Raw genomic sequence first — 18,003 nt, 5'->3', positions numbered from 1 at the left:
ATCTCAATCCTATTCCAGAGACAGCATAAAGAGAGAAAGCAAACTTACCCGGTAGGTTTTTCCCCGATAAGTGACCCGCACAGGTTTTATCTTTAACATCGTCCCCTGAAACAGAAAAGCGACTGAGATATTCACGACAATGATTCTGCAAAAGGTCAGCTCTGTTTATCCAATGACTTTTTGAAATACTGCTTATATTTCGTGTTCTCCTGATAACCAAGGGCCTCATAAAGGCGCTGTGCCGCGACATTCTCGCAAGCAGTTTCCAGTGCGATCCCCTTTGAGTGCGTCGCCAGTGCATAGGCGTCTACTGCAGCCAGTAAGGCGGAACCAGCACCTAAGCCTCTTGCTTTCTCCACAACATAGAGAGCATTCAGCGTCCAATATGTCTGCAGAGAAACTGAGCTGAAACTTTGATATAAAGTGGCAAAGCCAATCATTTCTCCCGCATCTTCAGCGATAAAGAACGTTGCATCTTGATGCCGGATTCGTGCTTCGATCCAGTCTTTCGAAGCCGCTTCAGGTTGGTCGTTATCTAAACTGACAGAAAGCTGTCGGTAGGCATGAAACAGAACCGATAACTGTGCTGTATCAGACAGCGTTGCAATTTTGACTTCCATGTATCTCTCTGACTGAAATGAATACGGGTATCGTGATGAAAATATCATCAATCCACATTGGCTCGCCTTGTTGTTTCGCCCGGATATTTATTTTCTGGCAACAACCTGCGCCAGCACTATCCGGCCCTCTTTCAGGTTACGCCCCTGATTTTGAGCCATTTGCTGAAACTCAGGTCCCATCAGTAAATGAAATCCCAGCGGCGGCAGTCCCTCTTGCTGTATTTTGGTGACCAAGGCAGTAAACCATTCACAGGCGGCTTCGGTTGTGTCTGACCAGCCTGAGATTTCAAATCCCGCTTGCTCCAGCAGATCACGTAACTCAGATGGCTGTACGAGGAAACTGGTCTCCGGTGTGCGCGCCCAAGGCACAGGAAACAGAACAGGGCCGGACGTACCGGCAAGAATGTCGTAGATCGCCACTGTCCCGCCCGGCTTGAGTACCCGGTACATCTCGCCGTACAAACGGGGCTTATCGGAAATATTCATCGCCACGTGTTCTGTCCAGACCACGTCAAAGGTGTCATCTTGAAAGGGCAGCTGAGTCGCATCCCCCTGGCGATAATCAATCCGTTCAGTGAACCCGACCTTCGCAGAAAGCATCCTCGCTGCACGGCAGTACTCTTCGGTTAAATCAATCCCCGTGACCCGGCAGCCAAACTCTTTCGCAAGACAACGAGAAGTCCCACCAATGCCGCTACCGACATCAAGAACGTGGCAATTCGTACTCAGACCAACTGCCTGTGCAAGTTCAAGCGTTGCCGCACGCCCCCGTATGTGGAACTCATCAACCGGGGCTAAATCATCCAGTGACAGCCGGTTGATATCTTTTCCCGCTTTTTCCAGCGCCGACAAAATCACATCCCCAATGTCCGGATGAGCATAATGCGTCTGAATCGCTTCGTTGATATCTTTCGACATAGCTGACTCCTGAAATTCGAAAGTAAGCAGTTACTCAAATATGGCGTCATCAGGCTAGGGAACGGTTGTCACAGGGATGCGACTGCAACGAAAATTGCCTTCGCATTGCGCTGAATACGGCTTCATTCATCAAGGACCGGGAAACTGTTTCGAGCCCGGATCAGCAAACCGTCTGCATCACACCCGGCGAGTTTCACCTTCAAAACAAAACGGAACAGAAACCATGTGTGGTCCCTGTTCCGTCAGCAAAACTCAGTGTTCAGACACAATTAACCGATCAGAACATATCAGCAATGTTCTTGATATTCTGAATCGTGTTTTCTGTTGTCGACAAGGTGTCATAGAATTTACGTTTATCGTTTAGTTTCACCAGCCGTTGATTCAGCATTGATTTTTGTGCATCGGAAATATTATCAACTGTCAGCTGTTGATGAATCTGACCAATCTCTCGGTCAATTTTATGAATCGCCAGTTCATATTCAAAGCGGTTGACTTCAAACTCTGCACGTTCCTGAGACGATTTCGCAGACTTCAGGGATGCTTTGAACATTTTTTTATCGTCTTTCGAAAGCTGTGTGTCACCCAGTTTTTCTTTGTAGCTGTTCACTGTACTTTCAATCGAACTCAGTCTCGATCTTGCTTCGGCCAGATTGTGGTATGGGGTATACCCAGACAGAAACTCCTTCGCTGAATCAGCCGGGCAAACATTCTCGTAGCTCTGATTTGCCTGACCGACAAGCGTGCCATTTTCATAAGTGCAGTAGGTCTTCAGCCCTTCTTTCCGGCCATCCAGATACGTTTTTAAGTCTACAGTGACGCCATATTCTGCGCATTCTTCACTGTAAGTCGCAGCATAGCTTTTCTTACCGCTCTGACCATCCACCAGACCAATCTGATACCAGTCTCCCAACCGGCACTCTTCTTCACTGATCGCAGAGCACCCAGAAAGGGTTAATAGTAATGCCACACCGGCAGGCATAACGTAACGTTTATTCATGGACTTTTCTTTCCTGATTTTCTTTTGGCTTCTCAATGTGCCGAACCTTTCAATGCGAACCCTTTGTCCTTCGATACAGCACGCATTGGTAATCTTTCAACACACCACTCCTGTTCTTCCTGAAATAGAGCGGCGGGTAAGCTTGCTTTATTTACCCTGTGAAACCCACATGTGATTCGGCAAAAGACTGTGGTTGGCGGTAAACATATACTACAACCCGTCTCATATCTACGATTTATATTCAATACGATGTGATTGATTCGCTGAGGTTTGTGAGAACCGTCTTTCACTGCAGAGCGGCTGCTTGGCAGCAAATGCGGGGAAATGGCCACCCGCTGTCAGAATCAGGAAGAAAACTGGCAGGATCATCCGGCCAGCAATTCGCTGACCGGAACCAGAAAAGAAGGTTTAACGTGTGTTGTGCAGATAACGGTGAATCGACAGCCCATCAGTATCGATATCTGTATCGTTCCCGCTGACAATATCAGCCAGCAAACGACCGGAGCCACAAGCCATTGTCCATCCCAGCGTGCCATGCCCCGTATTGGTATACAGATTCTCAAAGGGGGTTTTTCCGATCACGGGCGTACCGTCCGGCGTCATCGGACGTAATCCGGTCCAGTATTCCGCTTTGTTCAGATCGCCGCCTTCCGGGAACAGATCATCAACAACCATCGCGATCGTTTCTTTTCGCTGTTCAGTCAGGTGCAGGTTGAAACCCGCCAGCTCCGCAGTACCCGCCACCCGGATCCGGTCGTCAAAACGGGTCATCGCGACTTTATAAGTTTCATCGATCACCGTAGAAACCGGCGCGCCGTCACTGTCTTTCAGCGGCATAGTCAGCGAGTAACCTTTGACCGGATACACCGGTAACTGTAAGCCCAGGGTCGACAGCATAGCCGTTGAATAGCTGCCCATCGACACCACGTAAGCATCCGCTTTGAACTCACCTTTATCGGTGTCGACGGCAACAATCCGGCCATGTTCGTGGCGCAGCCCATGAATTTGAGTGTTAAAGGCAAATTTCACGCCCGCCTGTTCTGCCAGTGCAGTCAATTGCTGACAAAACTTATAGCAATCTCCGGTTTCATCATTCGGCAGACGCAAGCCACCCGCAACTTTCTCCCGCACTTTTGCCAGCGCAGGCTCGGCCCGGATACATCCTTCAACATCCAGCAACTCGTACTGAATCCCGCTTTCTTCCAGAACCTGGATGTCTTTGCCGACCGCATCAAGCTGTGCCTGAGTCCGCAGCAATTGCAAGGTGCCCTGCTGACGGCCTTCATAACTCAAAGCATGATGTTTGCGCAATTCGATCAGACATTCACGGCTGTAGTTCGCCACCCGCAGCATCCGGGATTTATTCCGCTGATAGCTGACGTAATTACAGTTCGCCAGCATTTTTCCCATCCAGCTGTACAGATCCGCCGACAGCGAAGGTTTGATCTTCAGCGGGGCATGCTTCTGAACCAGCCATTTCATCGCTTTGGCGGGGATCCCGGGGGCAGCCCAGGGAGAAGAGTAGCCGTAGGAGATCTGACCGGCATTGGCAAAACTGGTTTCTTCGGCGCTGCGGGACTGACGATCAATCACCGTCACCTGATGGCCGTTCTGAGCCAGATACCAGGCTGATGTCAGCCCGACGACACCACTTCCCAATACAATCACTTCCATCATTTACTCTCTTTTCTGAACAATTACGGGTCACAGGAAATAAAGCGCAGATTGCGGTATTTACACCGGGTTAACAATCGATAATTATTAACAACAGCCTTTAGCCAAACTAAACACTCATCATTCAAGGCTGGCTGAAAATATCTGAGTGCAACCCGGAGAAAAAAACCATGTCTGCTGTAAAAGGTAGTGTACTGGCTGCCCTGGCAACCTTTAATATCGCCGCCAGAACACAAAGCTTCACCCGTGCAGCCACGGAATTACATGTCACGACAGGCGCGGTCAGCCAGCAGATCCGGCAACTGGAGCAACAACTCGGCTTTGCTGTGTTTTTGCGTCACGCACGGGGAATTACCCTGACAGAGCAGGGTCAGCAGCTCTACCAGGTTGTTCACCGCAGCTTGCAAGAGATAGAAGCCGTCATTCATGCGCTGCAACCAGGGTTGCAGGCTGAAGGGGAAATCCGGCTGAAACTCACCCCCTCATTCGCTTTCAAATGGCTGGTCCCCAGACTGCATGATTTCTATCAGCAGTTTCCGGAAATCAACGTCCAGACCTTTGCCGACGGCGCACTGGTCGACAGCCAGAATACCGACTGCGATCTGGTGATTGATTATCGGCGGGATGATGACATTCAGATGGACAGCCAGACCAGCCTGCTGCTGGCTGAATTCCTGTTACCGGTCATGAGTCCGGACTATCAGGCGAAATTCAACTGGCAACAACCGCAGGCCTGGAAAGCCGCCACCCTGCTGCATGATGCCATGCCCTGGCGAAATGCCGAACGGGACACCGAATGGCGTTACTGGTTCGATGCGATGCAGATTTCGGCGGACAGCCGACGCGGACATTTCTTCAACCGCACCGACATGGCCATGGCGGCCGCCGAAGCCGGACTGGGTGTGGCGATGGCCCGGCAGGCCCTGATCGGAGACGACGTCAGTAAAGGCAAACTGGTTTCCCCGTTTTCGCCGCTGCCCGCCAATGCCGGTTATTACCTGATCCGCCACCGGCAGTCCGCAGCGATTGACTGTTTTATCCGCTGGCTTGAGGACCAGCTGGCACCTTAAAGCTTTAGCTGGCCATAGCGATCAAAGGCGAACCGGCGAATCACACTCAGGGTGGTAGCCACACTGGCCGCCACCGCCACCAGAATGGCAATCATGATCGCGATCTGATATTTCACCGCCAGAATCGGTTCGGTGCCGCCAAGGATCTGGCCCGTCATCATTCCGGGTAAGGCGACAATCCCGAGCGTACTCATGCTGGCCAGCTGCGGCGTCAGGGCCGCTTTAACGGCTTCGCGCTGAAAAGGCAGCATCGGGTGCGGTGCTCCCATCGCCAGATAAAACTGGTACTCATTATTTTTCTCTTTCAAACTGCTATACCAGCGTTCCAGCGCCAGTACATTGGCTGTCAGTGCATTTCCCAGAAGCATTCCGGACACCGGGATCAGATACTGCGCCTGCCACCAGGGATCCGCATGAATCAAGCCAATCAGCATCGGGGGCAACACCACCAGCAGACTGACCAGCAAGCCAATAATCACGGCAACCGTTGCTTTTCCCAGCGGCACCCCCGAGCGGCGGCAGATACTGAAACCAGCCACAAGCACCATCACACTCAGCCATAACAGATTCAGTCCCAGATGCTGAAAACTGAACAGGGTTTGCAGGTATATCCCGACAACGGCAAGCTGTAATGTCATCCGCAATACTGAGATGACAGCCACTTTGCTCAGACCCAGCTGCCAGCGGTAAAACACCCCCAGCGGCAGCAGCAACAGCAGATAAAAAGCCGCCAGCGATAAATTTGACAGACTGACCGCATTATCCATGGCGCTCCCCCATGTCGACAACCTGATCCGCGCGTTCCAGCCAGTGCGGGTCATGTGAAACCGACACACAGGTCAGCGACTTTGCCGCCAGCAAGGCCATCACCATATCCCGGCTGGTATGATCCAGCGCCGATGTGGGTTCATCCATCAGCCAGACCGGCCGCTCCATCAACAACGCACGTACGATGGCGACCCGCTGCTGTTCTCCGCCGGACAGTTCAGCCACTGCTTTGTCCAAATCATGCCGGATGTCCAGTGACCGCAGACTTTCACAGCAGGCATTGTCATCAGGCATCCCGCCATTGACCGCTTTCAGCCGCCACGGCAAACGAATCGCCTCAGCCAGTGTTTCAGCGCCCATCACGGGGGACTGAGGCAGATAACAAAATTGCTGGCGCCACCAGCGTAAATTACCGGGTTGAATCACTTCACTCTGCCAGGAAAAGTAGCCCGATTGCGCAGGCAACAGACCCGCGAGCACTTTCAGCAGACTGGACTTTCCACTGCCTGAACGACCGGACAACGCCAGATGCTGCCCGCCGCGCAGACTGATATCCAGCACGCTGTCACTGCGATGTTCCATCCCGGACCGCAATGAAACGATCTGTAATGACTGATTATCCATTATTTTCAGTTCCATTCACTTTGCATTCATTGAACTCGTGCATCATTATCTAAATACTGATTTTTTAAGTCTCGCTGACAACAGTTAACAAATACAGACTAGGGCGAACAGCCCAAAACTTTCAATACTTTCCGCTCACTTGCGGATATTCCTATCAGCGACATCTGAATTACTTACACAGTTGGAATCAATCATTTATGTTCAAGTTTTTTGAGAGACTCACGGCTCCCTTCCCGGACGAAATGCCCCGGCAACCCCCGGGAAGCCTGTTTGCGTTTTGCCGCTTTTATACCCGGGGGTTCGGCTGGCCATTAATTATCATGTCTGTGCTGAGCGCCTGCATTGCAATTGTTGAAGTGTCGCTGCTGGGTTTTATGGGTCAGTTGGTTGATCTTCTGGCTCAGCATTCTCCCGACACTTTTTTGACGGAAGAAAGCGGCAAGCTGTGGACGATGGGCCTGCTGGTGGTTGTGGTGATCCCTTCACTTGCACTCGCGCATTCCTTAATTATGCACCAAAGCCTGCTGGGCAATTACCCGATGTCCATCCGCTGGCTGGCACACCGTTATCTGCTGCGTCAGAGTGTTTCTTTCTATCAGGATGATTTTGCAGGGCGACTGGCAACCAAAGTGATGCAGACGTCCCTGGCCGTCAGGGAAACCGTGATGAAACTGGTGGATGTGCTGGTTTACATCAGTGTGTATTTCACGGCCATGATTGTGATGATGGCCAGTGCGGACCTTGTGATGATGGTGCCGATTGTGGTCTGGCTGCTGGCCTATATTGGGATTCAGTTTTATTTTGTACCGAAAATGAAAGCCATCGCCACCGAGCAGGCCGACGCCCGTTCCTCCATGACCGGACGGATTGTCGACAGTTATACAAACATCACCACGGTCAAACTCTTTTCCCATACCAACCGCGAAACAGAATACGCTGAAGAGAGCATGAAAGGCTTTCTGGATACCGTGTACCGCCAGATGCGTCTCGCGACCAAGCTCATTCTGAGTGTGGATGCAATCAACTACCTGCTGCTGTTTGTCATTGCAACGGTGTCCATCACGCTGTGGATGAACAGTGCGGTGACCGTCGGTGTCATCGCGGTGGGGATCAGTATTGCACTGCGGGTTCAGGGCATGTCGAAATGGATTATGTGGGAAATTGGCGCGCTGTTTGAAAACCTGGGGACGGTTGTCGACGGCATGAAAACGCTGTCTAAACCCGTAAGCATCGAAGACAAAGACAATGCCAGTCCGCTGGCAGTCACACGAGGCGGCATTGAGTTCGATAACATCAGTTTCCACTACGGCGATAAAGCCAAAGGCGTTATTGAACAGTTATCCTTGCACATCAAACCCGGCGAGAAAGTCGGCGTGGTGGGCCGCTCCGGTGCCGGTAAATCGACGCTGGTGAACCTGTTGCTGCGCTTCCACGATCTGGAATCCGGCACCATTCGCATTGACGGGCAGGATATCGCCCACGTCACCCAGGATTCCCTGCGCAGCAATATCGGTATGATCACGCAGGACACATCCCTGCTGCACCGCTCGATTCGTGAAAATATTCTGTACGGTAAACCGGAAGCCAGCGAAGCTGAATTGCTGGCCGCAACCCGTCAGGCGCACGCCCATGAGTTCATTGAAACGCTGTCTGACCCGCACGGCAACGTCGGCTACGATGCACAGGTCGGTGAGCGGGGCGTGAAGCTCTCCGGCGGGCAGCGTCAGCGGATTGCAATTTCCCGGGTCCTACTGAAAGATGCACCGATTCTGGTGATGGACGAAGCCACTTCCGCGCTGGATTCTGAAGTGGAAGCGGCCATTCAGGAAAGCTTATATCAGCTGATGGAAGGCAAAACCGTCATCGCGATTGCACACCGTCTGTCGACCATTGCCGCCATGGACCGCCTGATTGTGATCGACAACGGCCAGATCATCGAACAGGGCAGCCATCAGGAACTGCTGAGCCAGAACGGCATATACGCCCATCTTTGGGCCCATCAGACCGGCGGCTTCATTGGCTGCGATCTGGAAGAATCGGCGCCGGAAGCAGTCTTGGCGAAATAAGCCAATACTCGAACTGGCCTTCACTGGCTTTCAAACATTCAACCAGCCTCAGGGCTGGTTTTTTTGCGTCTGTTATCCCCCGGCACGGCAGGCAGCTCACGATTAACCTGCAAGGAAACGCTTTCATAACCACATGAGAAAAAAGAAAAAATGACGCTTTTTTTACGCCCAATCTGATGCATTTTTCGTTACAGTGAACACAAGATTTCCTCATCAGCTGTTTATCCTATGAGTTTTTGGCACCAGATTCTGCAACCTGAAAAAATCAGACAATTATTCCTGCCATCGTCTGTGATGACGCTCGCGGTCGGTGCTGCCTACGGACTGAATACCCTCCTGGCAACTCAGATCGGTATTTTGCTGATCCTACAGTTAGGGGTGGTAGTTGTAGCCCTGTTCTCGACCCGCTTTGATTCATTATTTGCTGGTCTGGCAGGCGCATTGTGCTTCAATTATTTTTTCACTGAGCCCAGATTTTCACTGCAGATGTCCAATGCATCAGACATTTTCAATCTGATGGTTTTCCTGCTGATCGCCATTTTAACCAGCCATCTGGCGATCAAATACAGACAGCAACGCCAGGCGCTTGAGCAGGCGGAGTTACGAAGCAGTATCCTGCTTTCTGTGTCCCATGACCTGCGAACACCGCTTGCAGGCATTCTCGGTAATCTCAGCACGCTGAAGGATTACCAGTCACGTCTGGCACAGGAAGAACAGGACGAGCTGTTACAGGCCGCCATTGAAGAAAGCCATCGCCTGCACCGGTATATCGAAAATCTGCTTCAGGCGACACGGATTCAGCACGGAAAACTTGCCATGCAAACGGACATTCAGCCTGTCCTTCCAGTGCTCCGGGCACTGATCGACCGGGTTGACCCGGCCCGCATTCAACTGAGTGCAGCAACACCGTTACCTGAAGTTGCCATTCGGGCTTCCCTGTTCGAGCAGGCCATCCACAATATTCTGGATAATGCCCTGAAATACGGACTTCCCGGCTCGCCGGTCAATGTCAAAGTCCGGTCTGCCAATCAGAGCCTGCAAATCGATATCGAGAATCAGGGCAGCCCCCTGACCGATACACATCGCCGCCGGGTCTTTGAATTATTTTACTCTTCCCGCAAAGGCGACCGCGGGGAAGGCGGCGCAGGTTTGGGCTTAACCGTCAGTCAGGGGATCATCCATGCACACAGCGGTGACGTTGAAATGCTACCGACGAAGACTGGCTGTACCGTCCGGATTACTCTGCCCGTGGCTGAAGGAAACTGATCATGCTTGCACAGATTCTGGTGATTGATGATGAACCTGAAATCCAACGTTTCATCCGGATCTCCCTCAAAGCCGAAGGATTCAGCTACGCGGGTGCCGGAACCGGTGCTGAAGGACTAAACCTGTTCCGCCAGTCTCAACCGGAGCTGATCATTCTCGACCTCGGACTGCCGGACGTCGATGGGTATGAGCTGCTGAAGACGATCAGAGAAACCAGCCTGGTCCCGATACTGGTGCTGACCGCCCGGGATGAAGAAGATGAAATGATTAAACTTCTGGACGCCGGGGCTAATGATTATTTGTGTAAGCCGTTCAGCATCAGAACCCTGATTGCCCGTATCAATGTTCTGCTTCGCGATTTCAGCCAGCTGCGCCAGGCGGCGACTGAGGCTCATGTGATGAACTTTCAGGGATTGCAGATTGACAGTCAAAACCATCAGGTCTACCTCCACGGGAATCAGCTCTCATTATCGAAAAAAGAGTTCAGGCTGCTGCACATGCTGGCCGAACGGCGGGGATGTTTAGTCACACAGAAAGAATTGCTGGTCACAATCTGGGGGAATACCCACGCAGAAGATACCCATTACTTACGTAATTTTGTCAGCCATCTGAGAAAAAAACTTCAGGATGATGCAGACAATCCGACATATATTCAAACAGAACCCGGGGTTGGTTATCGCTTATTAGGAAATAACTGAAACTTCCATGTAATTCATTTCGTTTCATCCAAACAGAAAGAGAAACAATATGGCACATTTTACCGTCATTGGACTCGGTCGCTTTGGTGTGGCTGCAAGTCTGGAACTAATTCATTTGGGTCATACCGTGACCGGCATTGATCTCAATGAAAAAATTGCAGAAAAATATATTTCAGAACTCACCCAGACCGTGATTTGCGACGCGACGGATGAGAACGCATTAAGAGAATTAAATTTAGGAAACAGTGAAGCGGTTCTGGTTGCGATCGGTAAAGATATGGAAGCCAGTCTGCTCTGCACTTTATGTCTGAAAAAACTGGGAGTCAAAGCTTTATGGGTGAAAGCCAATACCGTGGCACACCATGCGATCGTCTCAAAACTGGGTGTCACCCGTATTATTCATCCGGAGGAAGAGATGGGAGTCCGGGTCGCGCAGGCCTTACATTACCCGATGATTAATAATTATATTTCTCTGGGTCATGACCAATATATTGTTGAAGTTCATCTTCAGGAAAAACACCGGACATTTACAATTGGAAATTTAATCAAAGGATTGGGCGACAGTATTCGACCGTTATTAATTAAACGCGGAAAAGAAAATATTACGGTCATTGATCATGATATGGCTTTATTTGAAAAAGATATTCTTTTATTAAGCGGGCACCGTCAGGCTTTAGCAGCGCTGGCACCCAGACTGGTATAACACAATGATCCAATGGCACCCTGCTGTCTCTCCGCTGGAGAGAAAACCCAAAGCGGCCGTCAAAATACAAGCCGCGCCACCCGTGATTTTATCGGGCTGTTTTTTGCTGCTGATTCTGTCCGGCGCAATACTGCTAAAATTGCCCTTCGCAACCACAGCGCCTATCAGCTGGCTGCAGAGCCTGTTTACGGCCACCTCAGCAGTAACGGTGACAGGTTTGGTCGTTGTCGATACCGGCAGTACCTTCACGTTGTTCGGCCAAATCATCATTGCATTACTGATTCAGCTGGGTGGCCTTGGCATCATGACATTTGCCGTCGTCACGCTGATTGCACTGGGCGGAAAAATCGGCTTTCTTCAGCAACACATCGCCAAAGAAGCATTTAATCAGACCGACACGTCCATGCTAGTGACAACCGCGAAATCTGTGCTGATCTTTGCTTTTACGGCAGAAACGATCGGTATGCTGATTCTCGCCCTGCACTGGCAACCTGAACTGGGCTGGACAACGGCCCTGTTCCATGGCTTTTTCTACACCATTTCTGCATTCAATAACGCCGGGTTTGCGCTTCACCCGGACAGTCTGATGCCCTACGTTGATGACCCCGTCGTGAACCTGACGATTACCGGACTCTTCATTACAGGCGGTCTGGGTTTTACCGTCTGGATGGACTTGTGGCGACAACGGCGCTGGCAACGTCTCAGTCTCTACAGCCGGATTATGATCGGGGGGACGGTATTCATCAATCTCTTTGCTCTGCTGGCCATCTACAGGATCGAACTGGATAACAGTGCGACACTGGCCCCGCTGTCTGAGTCCGGTAAATGGCTGGCCGCCTGGTTTCAGGCCGTCACGCCCAGAACCGCAGGATTCAATACCCTCCCCATCGATCAACTGGAAGATGCCACCACAGTCCTGATGCTACTGCTGATGTTCATCGGTGGCGGCTCCCTCAGCACCGCCAGCGGCATTAAAGTTGTCACTTTTGTCGTACTGCTGGTTGCAACGGTGCAGTTTCTCAAGCGGCAGGATGCCATCAACCTGTGCCAGCGTCAGATTCAACCCAGAACCGTCCAGAAAGCACTGGCACTCACCCTGATCTCCTGTGCTGCCGTGTGGCTTTCAATTTTTCTGCTGACGCTGACTGAAGACGCTCCTTTTCTGGATGTCGTGTTTGAGGCGGTGTCCGCATTAGGAACCGTGGGTTTATCCAGGGGACTCACCGGAGCACTGTCACCAGAAGGCGAGTGCATCATCATTTTCATGATGTTCGCCGGACGGCTGGGGCCGCTGACACTGGCCTACCTGCTGGCCAGTCCGAAGACAACTCATCTTCGATATCCGGCAACACCTTTAACGATTGGCTGACGGATCCCGGTCGCAGCCCGTCTCTTCCGCGAGACGGGCTGCTTCAAACATGCTGATCATGCTGGTTAAGGCGTGGTTGACGCATCCGGCGTTTCTTCAGGGGGTGGGAACGGGTCACTGAAGATCGGATTCGACAGGAAACCTTCGTCGGTCAGAGTCTCCAGGAAAGCCACAAGCGCTGCTTTATCGGCCTGGGTCAGATTCATCCGGACTGGCCGGCCCAAACGATCCCGCAGATCCGGGCTCAGATTCGTGTGATTGTTAATGCCACTGTTATAAAACTCCACGACCGACATCAGATCCGGCAGATGACCGTCATGAAAATAAGGTGCGCCTACCGCAATATTGCGTAACGAACCGGTTTTAAAGAAACCCGCCAGATTTCCCCCAACGCCCTGATCCGGGTCATTATTGCTGACAGAGCCGTTGTTATGATTCCGGTCGAGCACAAAAGCTGTGGTTGTATGGCAGCTGGTACAGTTCAGGGTATCGAATAACTCCAGCCCCCTGAGCTCCTGATCACTCAATACCGGTGTCGGATCGTTATTCAGCTCAACCTGTACCGCCAGGTCAAATTTCGATTCATAACTCACCATGGCACGCATGAACTGCGATAATGCCCGGGAGATTCTGTCGCTGGTAATGGCCTCATCACCAAAAGCATCTGTAAACAACGGGCCGTAAAAACTGGTCTGGCCTAATTTAGTCTCCAGATCGAGCAGATTCATCCCCATTTCCACGGAATCCTGAATTGGCATCAGGGTCTGATCTTCCATGGTTGCAGCCCGTTCATCCCAGAAGAACCGGCCGGGATCGTAAAACCTCGCATTGCTCAGTCCCATTGAATTCCGGCGTGTATGGCCGCCCTCAAAGCCCGTGCTCAGTTGAGCCGGGTCCGTAAAGCCATGTTCCTGCTGGTGGCATGAGGCACATGAAACGGTATTATTGGCAGACAAACGAACGTCATAAAACAGTACCCGCCCCAGTTTGGCCACAGGATTACTCAGCTCGTTATCCCGCGGAGTATTGTCCTGTGTGGCGACACTCGTGAAGCGAATGTTATGGAACTCAGTACTGGACAGACTGGTGTAGTATTCCGGCTGTCCGGCAACGTAAGATTCATAGTCGGGATTGGTTGCCGTATCCGGCAGAGGCTGACCGTCAATATCCACTCGGGGCTCAGGTTCCGGTCCCGGATCCGGCGTCGGGTTATCATCACCGGGTGTCTGACCATCCCCCGGTACATTTCCCGGATTATCACCGATACCATCTCCGGGAATGGCAGTTGGCGGCGCATTGCTGTCCGATGGTGTGCTGTCATTGTGGTTACATCCCGCAAGCACAAATAATGAGATTGCCCATAAAAAGACATGTGCATTTTTCATGATGTCACCCCTGCCTAACCACTGCATTTTTGTTATTCGTCGAGGAACTGGCGGTGCATTCCGCTTAATGAAAACAGTAGCATTCGTGCAGATGGGGAGTTTTCTGATTTTTAAGACGAAAAATCCCGGTCATTCACCGGGATTAGACGTTTTTTGCCAATTTTCACAGCACTTTTTTAATCTCAGTCAAACAGCGCTAGAAACCCATATCCGGCAACGCCGGAAATGCATCCACACCATACTTTGCGCGGCTCTCATAAAACGTATTTTCCGGCATCAAATCCGCTTTATCCACCGGCGCCTGACCCACCACATCGTTTTGACGGACATCCTGCTGATAGCCACCGGCTGAAGGCAGGGCAAGCAACTGACTACCCGCCTGGCGGTCCAGCACAATGACGTTATTTTCCAGTGTCACACGGTTCGATTTTGTTGCGTCATAAGTAGACTCCAGACCGAAGCCAATTAACTGACGGTTTGAAGAGTTCGGCCCCTGCTCCAGCACACTGTTCCGGATCACCAGCTCGCCCCCGTTCGGAGTATCCACCAGCCGGCTGTCGTCGCCGTTAATCGATGCAATTTCACTGTATTCAATCAGCGTACGCTGCGCCCGGCTTTTAATTTCATGCCCTTCGTCTTTCGAGCTGTGAAAACGGCTGTACCGAATTGTCAGACTATCGTTATTACTGTAAACCGCATGAGCACGGCCCGCTTTGCCCAACCGTTCAAACCGGCTGTGCTCAATCGTCAGATTGCCCGTACCGGGGGCCGAAAGGATCCCTTGCTCACTGTCGTGAAAGAACACCCGGGACAACACCAGATCGCGACCTTGCTGACGCACACAAGCCCCGTTCTGATCCGGAACGGTAACCTGACTGCACTCGATGTTTTCGATCCGAACATCATCGCCATCCACAATAAAGGTGGCTTTGTCCTTCAGCTGTGCCCCCCGAAAATGCGTGTTTCCGCTGCCGGTGACCGTCACATTGTCCCGCAGAATCTCCAGACCCCGGGTATAGATACCATTCCCAATGACAACATTGCTGCCAGGTTGAATGGCCGCTTCGGCTTTTTCCAGCTCAGTGTAAGTTGTTCCATCAACTTCGATGGTCTGATCCGCCACGGTATTGGCTGGCGGTTGAACCGGGTCTGAACTCTTCGATTCATCCGGTTGTAATCCGCCGGTTTCACTGCTCTCAGTGACAGGTTCCCGGTCCTGGGCTGCTGTTTCTGATGTTGAGCTGCCACCGCCGCCACATCCGGCCAGCGTCAAAGCAAACAGTAACGGCCAGTGTTTTTTCCATCGTGTTCTTGAATTCTGCATTTTGGTGCTCTTCTTTGTCAGCAAAAAAACGCAGGTATTGTCAAAAACAGGCAGACAAGATTTGTCAAAACTAAGTTAAAAATCGTCACGATCACCAAAAATAGAAACAAAGTTTGTGATTTTTATGAACTTTTTCAGAATCGAGATTTGACTCAAAGTCGGGAAAGATTTGACTGCAAATCAAATTTTCATGTCACGGGAAAATTCATACGGTTTAAATCATTGTTATCAGCTAAAAAACAGTGGTTTACATTGATTATTCAAACAAAATAAACACACAACTAAACATTACAACCCTAAACAATTTTTGACTTTGATCAATCAATGTGACATTTTGTTTTTAATTAAACGTTCAATCAAAAAAGAATTAGGGACAGATCATGCCCAAAATCGGAATGCCGGAAATCCGCAAACCACAATTGGTCGACGCCACCATGGCAGCGATTGATGAAGTGGGTCTGGCAGGTGCGAGCGTGGCTCTAATCAGCAAAAAAGCCGGGGTTTCACCCGGCATTATCAACCACTATTTCGGTGGCAAACACGGCTTGCTTGAGGAAACCATGCGCTCTGTCCTGCGCCAGCTCTCTCACACCGTGATGGAACACTTAGCGAGAGTCGATAAACACGACGTACCGGGCCGAATCAAAGCCATCGTCGCCGGAAATTTCGACAGCTATCAGGTGGATAACAAGGTCGTCAAAACCTGGCTGGCCTTCTGGGCGCAGGCAATGCATGACCCGCAATTGCACCGCTTACAACGCGTGAACGAAAAGCGTCTGCTGTCCCATCTGCGATATGAACTCAAGCAGGTGCTGCCCGCTGATAAGGCGATTTTTGTCGCTCAGGGCACCGCAGCGCTGATTGACGGGATCTGGCTGCGCGGCGCACTGACGCCGGGCGGTATCAGTCCTTCCCAGGCGCAGGCCATCATTACCGATTATCTGGAAAAACAGCTGGCACCGCCTCAGTAAGACCAGTATTCACAGCACAAACACAGGCTGAAACAGCCTGTCAGACATGACACAGGAGCACAGAAGCAGTATGACGATGACATCCCTGTACATTCACGGGCAAGCCACGCAAGCCACTTCAGGCGAGCACTTCGAAACCCGCAATCCAGCGACCGGCGAAGTGATCGCTCAGATCGGTCAGGCATCAGAAGCTGACATGGCACGCGCGATTGCCTCAGCCAAAGAAGGCTTCGCAATCTGGTCTGCGATGAGCGGTGCGGAACGCGGTCGGATTCTGATGAAAGCTGTTGCTTTACTGCGTGAACGCAATGATGAACTGGCTGCACTTGAAGTGCAGGATACGGGCAAACCACTGCAGGAAGCACTGGAAGTCGACATCGTTACCGGTGCGGATGTAATTGAGTACTACGCCGGTCTGGCCGCCAGTGTCTCCGGTCAGCAGCAGGATCTCGGCCACGGTCAGTTTTTCTATACCCGCCGCGAACCGCTGGGTATCTGTGCCGGGATCGGCGCGTGGAACTACCCGATTCAAATCGCGATGTGGAAATCGGCCCCTGCACTGGCTGCCGGGAATGTCATGATTTTCAAACCTTCCGAAGAGACCCCGCTGACTGCCCTGAAACTAGCAGAAATCTTTACCGAAGCCGGAGTACCGGACGGCGTATTTAACGTGGTTCAGGGCGACTACCGCGTCGGCCAGATGCTGTCCCGTCACCCGGAAATCGCCAAAGTATCATTCACGGGTGAATGTGGCACCGGAAAAAAAGTGATGGCCGATGCGGCAGGTTCACTGAAAGACGTCACGATGGAACTGGGCGGTAAATCGCCGCTGATTGTCTTTGATGATGCCCAACTGGATAACGCAGTTTCCGCTGCCATGATGGCGAATTTCTACACTCAGGGCGAAGTGTGTACTCACGGCACCCGCGTCTTTGTACACGAAGCTGTTTACGACGAGTTTCTGAATCGTCTGGCAGCACGCACTGCCCGGCTGAAAGTCGGCGACCCGAGCGACATCAGCACCCAAATTGGTGCCCTGATCTCTACGGAGCATCTGGAAAAAGTACTGGGCTTCATTGAAGCCGGAAAACAATCCGGTGCCCGCCTGCTGGCCGGTGGTCATCGCGTCACGGAAAACGGTCTGGACAAAGGCAACTTCGTCGCACCGACCATTTTTGCCGACTGCACCGATGATATGCCGCAAGTGAAAGAAGAAATCTTTGGGCCGGTGATGTCTGTGCTGCGTTTCCGTGATGAGGACGAAGTGATCCGCCGTGCCAATGACACCGACTACGGACTGGCGGCCGGTATCTTCACGCAAAACCTGTCACGCGCACATCGTCTGATTGCCCGGATTGAGGCCGGTATCTGCTGGATCAATACCTGGGGCGGCTCACCGGCGGAAATGCCGGTTGGCGGCTACAAACATTCCGGAATCGGACGTGAAAACGGCCTGGAAACGCTGAACCACTATACCCAGACCAAAAGCGTGCTGATTGAGCTGGGTGATCTTGAATGCCCTTACCCGTAATCACGTATCTGGAAAAAAC

The 18,003-nt window shown here is 51.7% G+C and carries 16 protein-coding genes; 8 read left to right on the top strand and 8 right to left on the bottom strand.

The window, feature by feature from the left end:
- Nucleotides 1-155: 155 nt before the first annotated feature.
- The 4 genes from SPK40_RS15300 to SPK40_RS15285 form a co-directional block, all read right to left on the bottom strand.
- Nucleotides 156-620 carry a GNAT family N-acetyltransferase gene (locus SPK40_RS15300; protein ID WP_330961040.1) on the bottom strand — a complete coding sequence of 155 codons (465 nt, stop codon included), beginning with the start codon at nt 618-620 and terminating at the stop codon, nt 156-158.
- Nucleotides 621-707: 87 nt separating this feature from the next.
- Nucleotides 708-1,538 carry a class I SAM-dependent methyltransferase gene (locus SPK40_RS15295; protein WP_330961039.1) on the bottom strand — a complete coding sequence of 277 codons (831 nt, stop codon included), beginning with the start codon at nt 1,536-1,538 and terminating at the stop codon, nt 708-710.
- Between the two features lie 277 nt (nt 1,539-1,815).
- A complete protein-coding gene (locus SPK40_RS15290; RefSeq protein ID WP_248142792.1) occupies nt 1,816-2,535 on the bottom strand; it encodes a DUF2799 domain-containing protein in 720 nt (239 codons plus the stop codon).
- 408 nt (nt 2,536-2,943) lie between these two features.
- Nucleotides 2,944-4,209 carry a D-amino acid dehydrogenase gene (locus SPK40_RS15285; protein WP_330961058.1) on the bottom strand — a complete coding sequence of 422 codons (1,266 nt, stop codon included), beginning with the start codon at nt 4,207-4,209 and terminating at the stop codon, nt 2,944-2,946.
- A gap of 170 nt (nt 4,210-4,379) precedes the next feature.
- Between SPK40_RS15285 and SPK40_RS15280 the strand changes: the two genes are divergently transcribed.
- Nucleotides 4,380-5,279 (top strand): LysR substrate-binding domain-containing protein, encoded by a 900-nt coding sequence (locus SPK40_RS15280; RefSeq protein WP_330961038.1) that lies wholly within the window; start codon nt 4,380-4,382, stop codon nt 5,277-5,279.
- On the opposite strand, the gene SPK40_RS15275 is transcribed toward SPK40_RS15280, so the two are convergent.
- On the bottom strand, nt 5,276-6,046 hold the full coding sequence (locus SPK40_RS15275) for an ABC transporter permease (protein WP_330961037.1): 771 nt from the start codon (nt 6,044-6,046) through the stop codon (nt 5,276-5,278). The two genes, SPK40_RS15280 and SPK40_RS15275, sit on opposite strands and share 4 nt — an antisense overlap.
- Nucleotides 6,039-6,686, bottom strand: a complete 648-nt coding sequence (locus SPK40_RS15270; protein WP_330961036.1) for an ABC transporter ATP-binding protein — start codon at nt 6,684-6,686, stop codon at nt 6,039-6,041. Before SPK40_RS15270 ends, SPK40_RS15275 begins: the two co-directional genes overlap by 8 nt.
- Nucleotides 6,687-6,868: 182 nt before the next feature.
- On the opposite strand from SPK40_RS15270, the gene SPK40_RS15265 reads away from it, so the two are divergent.
- From SPK40_RS15265 to SPK40_RS15245, 5 genes are all read left to right on the top strand, one after another.
- Nucleotides 6,869-8,737 carry an ABC transporter ATP-binding protein gene (locus SPK40_RS15265; RefSeq protein ID WP_330961035.1) on the top strand — a complete coding sequence of 623 codons (1,869 nt, stop codon included), beginning with the start codon at nt 6,869-6,871 and terminating at the stop codon, nt 8,735-8,737.
- Between the two features lie 228 nt (nt 8,738-8,965).
- Complete coding sequence (locus SPK40_RS15260; protein ID WP_248142797.1) at nt 8,966-10,003, top strand: sensor histidine kinase; 1,038 nt, start codon at nt 8,966-8,968, stop codon at nt 10,001-10,003.
- A 2-nt stretch (nt 10,004-10,005) separates the two neighbouring features.
- A complete protein-coding gene (locus SPK40_RS15255) occupies nt 10,006-10,701 on the top strand; it encodes a response regulator transcription factor (RefSeq protein ID WP_330961034.1) in 696 nt (231 codons plus the stop codon).
- A gap of 49 nt (nt 10,702-10,750) precedes the next feature.
- Nucleotides 10,751-11,404 carry a potassium channel family protein gene (locus tag SPK40_RS15250; RefSeq protein WP_248142799.1) on the top strand — a complete coding sequence of 218 codons (654 nt, stop codon included), beginning with the start codon at nt 10,751-10,753 and terminating at the stop codon, nt 11,402-11,404.
- A gap of 4 nt (nt 11,405-11,408) precedes the next feature.
- A complete protein-coding gene (locus SPK40_RS15245; protein ID WP_330961033.1) occupies nt 11,409-12,773 on the top strand; it encodes a TrkH family potassium uptake protein in 1,365 nt (454 codons plus the stop codon).
- 65 nt (nt 12,774-12,838) lie between these two features.
- On the opposite strand, the gene SPK40_RS15240 is transcribed toward SPK40_RS15245, so the two are convergent.
- Nucleotides 12,839-14,158, bottom strand: a complete 1,320-nt coding sequence (locus SPK40_RS15240; RefSeq protein ID WP_330961032.1) for a cytochrome-c peroxidase — start codon at nt 14,156-14,158, stop codon at nt 12,839-12,841.
- 196 nt (nt 14,159-14,354) lie between these two features.
- On the bottom strand, nt 14,355-15,482 hold the full coding sequence (locus SPK40_RS15235; protein WP_330961031.1) for a right-handed parallel beta-helix repeat-containing protein: 1,128 nt from the start codon (nt 15,480-15,482) through the stop codon (nt 14,355-14,357).
- Between the two features lie 380 nt (nt 15,483-15,862).
- Between SPK40_RS15235 and betI the strand changes: the two genes are divergently transcribed.
- Nucleotides 15,863-16,453, top strand: coding sequence for a transcriptional regulator BetI (gene betI / locus SPK40_RS15230; RefSeq protein ID WP_330961030.1), 591 nt, complete (start codon nt 15,863-15,865; stop codon nt 16,451-16,453).
- A gap of 70 nt (nt 16,454-16,523) precedes the next feature.
- Nucleotides 16,524-17,984, top strand: coding sequence for a betaine-aldehyde dehydrogenase (gene betB, locus SPK40_RS15225; RefSeq protein WP_330961029.1), 1,461 nt, complete (start codon nt 16,524-16,526; stop codon nt 17,982-17,984).
- Nucleotides 17,985-18,003 lie beyond the last annotated feature (19 nt).

It is taken from the genome of Photobacterium sp. 53610 (assembly GCF_036409375.1).
Taxonomy (GTDB): Bacteria; Pseudomonadota; Gammaproteobacteria; order Enterobacterales; family Vibrionaceae; genus Photobacterium.
Note: the sequence above shows the minus strand (reverse complement) of the source record. Positions and strands in the feature narration are given on the sequence as shown.

What these genes read in the sequence shown, in the direction of transcription:
- SPK40_RS15300 (WP_330961040.1), bottom strand. Translation starts at nt 620, where the DNA reads ATGGAAGTCAAAATTGCAACGCTGTCTGATACAGCACAGTTATCGGTT.
- SPK40_RS15295 (WP_330961039.1), bottom strand. Translation starts at nt 1,538, where the DNA reads ATGTCGAAAGATATCAACGAAGCGATTCAGACGCATTATGCTCATCCG.
- SPK40_RS15290 (WP_248142792.1), bottom strand. Translation starts at nt 2,535, where the DNA reads ATGAATAAACGTTACGTTATGCCTGCCGGTGTGGCATTACTATTAACC.
- SPK40_RS15285 (WP_330961058.1), bottom strand. Translation starts at nt 4,209, where the DNA reads ATGGAAGTGATTGTATTGGGAAGTGGTGTCGTCGGGCTGACATCAGCC.
- SPK40_RS15280 (WP_330961038.1), top strand. Translation starts at nt 4,380, where the DNA reads ATGTCTGCTGTAAAAGGTAGTGTACTGGCTGCCCTGGCAACCTTTAAT.
- SPK40_RS15275 (WP_330961037.1), bottom strand. Translation starts at nt 6,046, where the DNA reads ATGGATAATGCGGTCAGTCTGTCAAATTTATCGCTGGCGGCTTTTTAT.
- SPK40_RS15270 (WP_330961036.1), bottom strand. Translation starts at nt 6,686, where the DNA reads ATGGAACTGAAAATAATGGATAATCAGTCATTACAGATCGTTTCATTG.
- SPK40_RS15265 (WP_330961035.1), top strand. Translation starts at nt 6,869, where the DNA reads ATGTTCAAGTTTTTTGAGAGACTCACGGCTCCCTTCCCGGACGAAATG.
- SPK40_RS15260 (WP_248142797.1), top strand. Translation starts at nt 8,966, where the DNA reads ATGAGTTTTTGGCACCAGATTCTGCAACCTGAAAAAATCAGACAATTA.
- SPK40_RS15255 (WP_330961034.1), top strand. Translation starts at nt 10,006, where the DNA reads ATGCTTGCACAGATTCTGGTGATTGATGATGAACCTGAAATCCAACGT.
- SPK40_RS15250 (WP_248142799.1), top strand. Translation starts at nt 10,751, where the DNA reads ATGGCACATTTTACCGTCATTGGACTCGGTCGCTTTGGTGTGGCTGCA.
- SPK40_RS15245 (WP_330961033.1), top strand. Translation starts at nt 11,409, where the DNA reads ATGATCCAATGGCACCCTGCTGTCTCTCCGCTGGAGAGAAAACCCAAA.
- SPK40_RS15240 (WP_330961032.1), bottom strand. Translation starts at nt 14,158, where the DNA reads ATGAAAAATGCACATGTCTTTTTATGGGCAATCTCATTATTTGTGCTT.
- SPK40_RS15235 (WP_330961031.1), bottom strand. Translation starts at nt 15,482, where the DNA reads ATGCAGAATTCAAGAACACGATGGAAAAAACACTGGCCGTTACTGTTT.
- betI (WP_330961030.1), top strand. Translation starts at nt 15,863, where the DNA reads ATGCCCAAAATCGGAATGCCGGAAATCCGCAAACCACAATTGGTCGAC.
- betB (WP_330961029.1), top strand. Translation starts at nt 16,524, where the DNA reads ATGACGATGACATCCCTGTACATTCACGGGCAAGCCACGCAAGCCACT.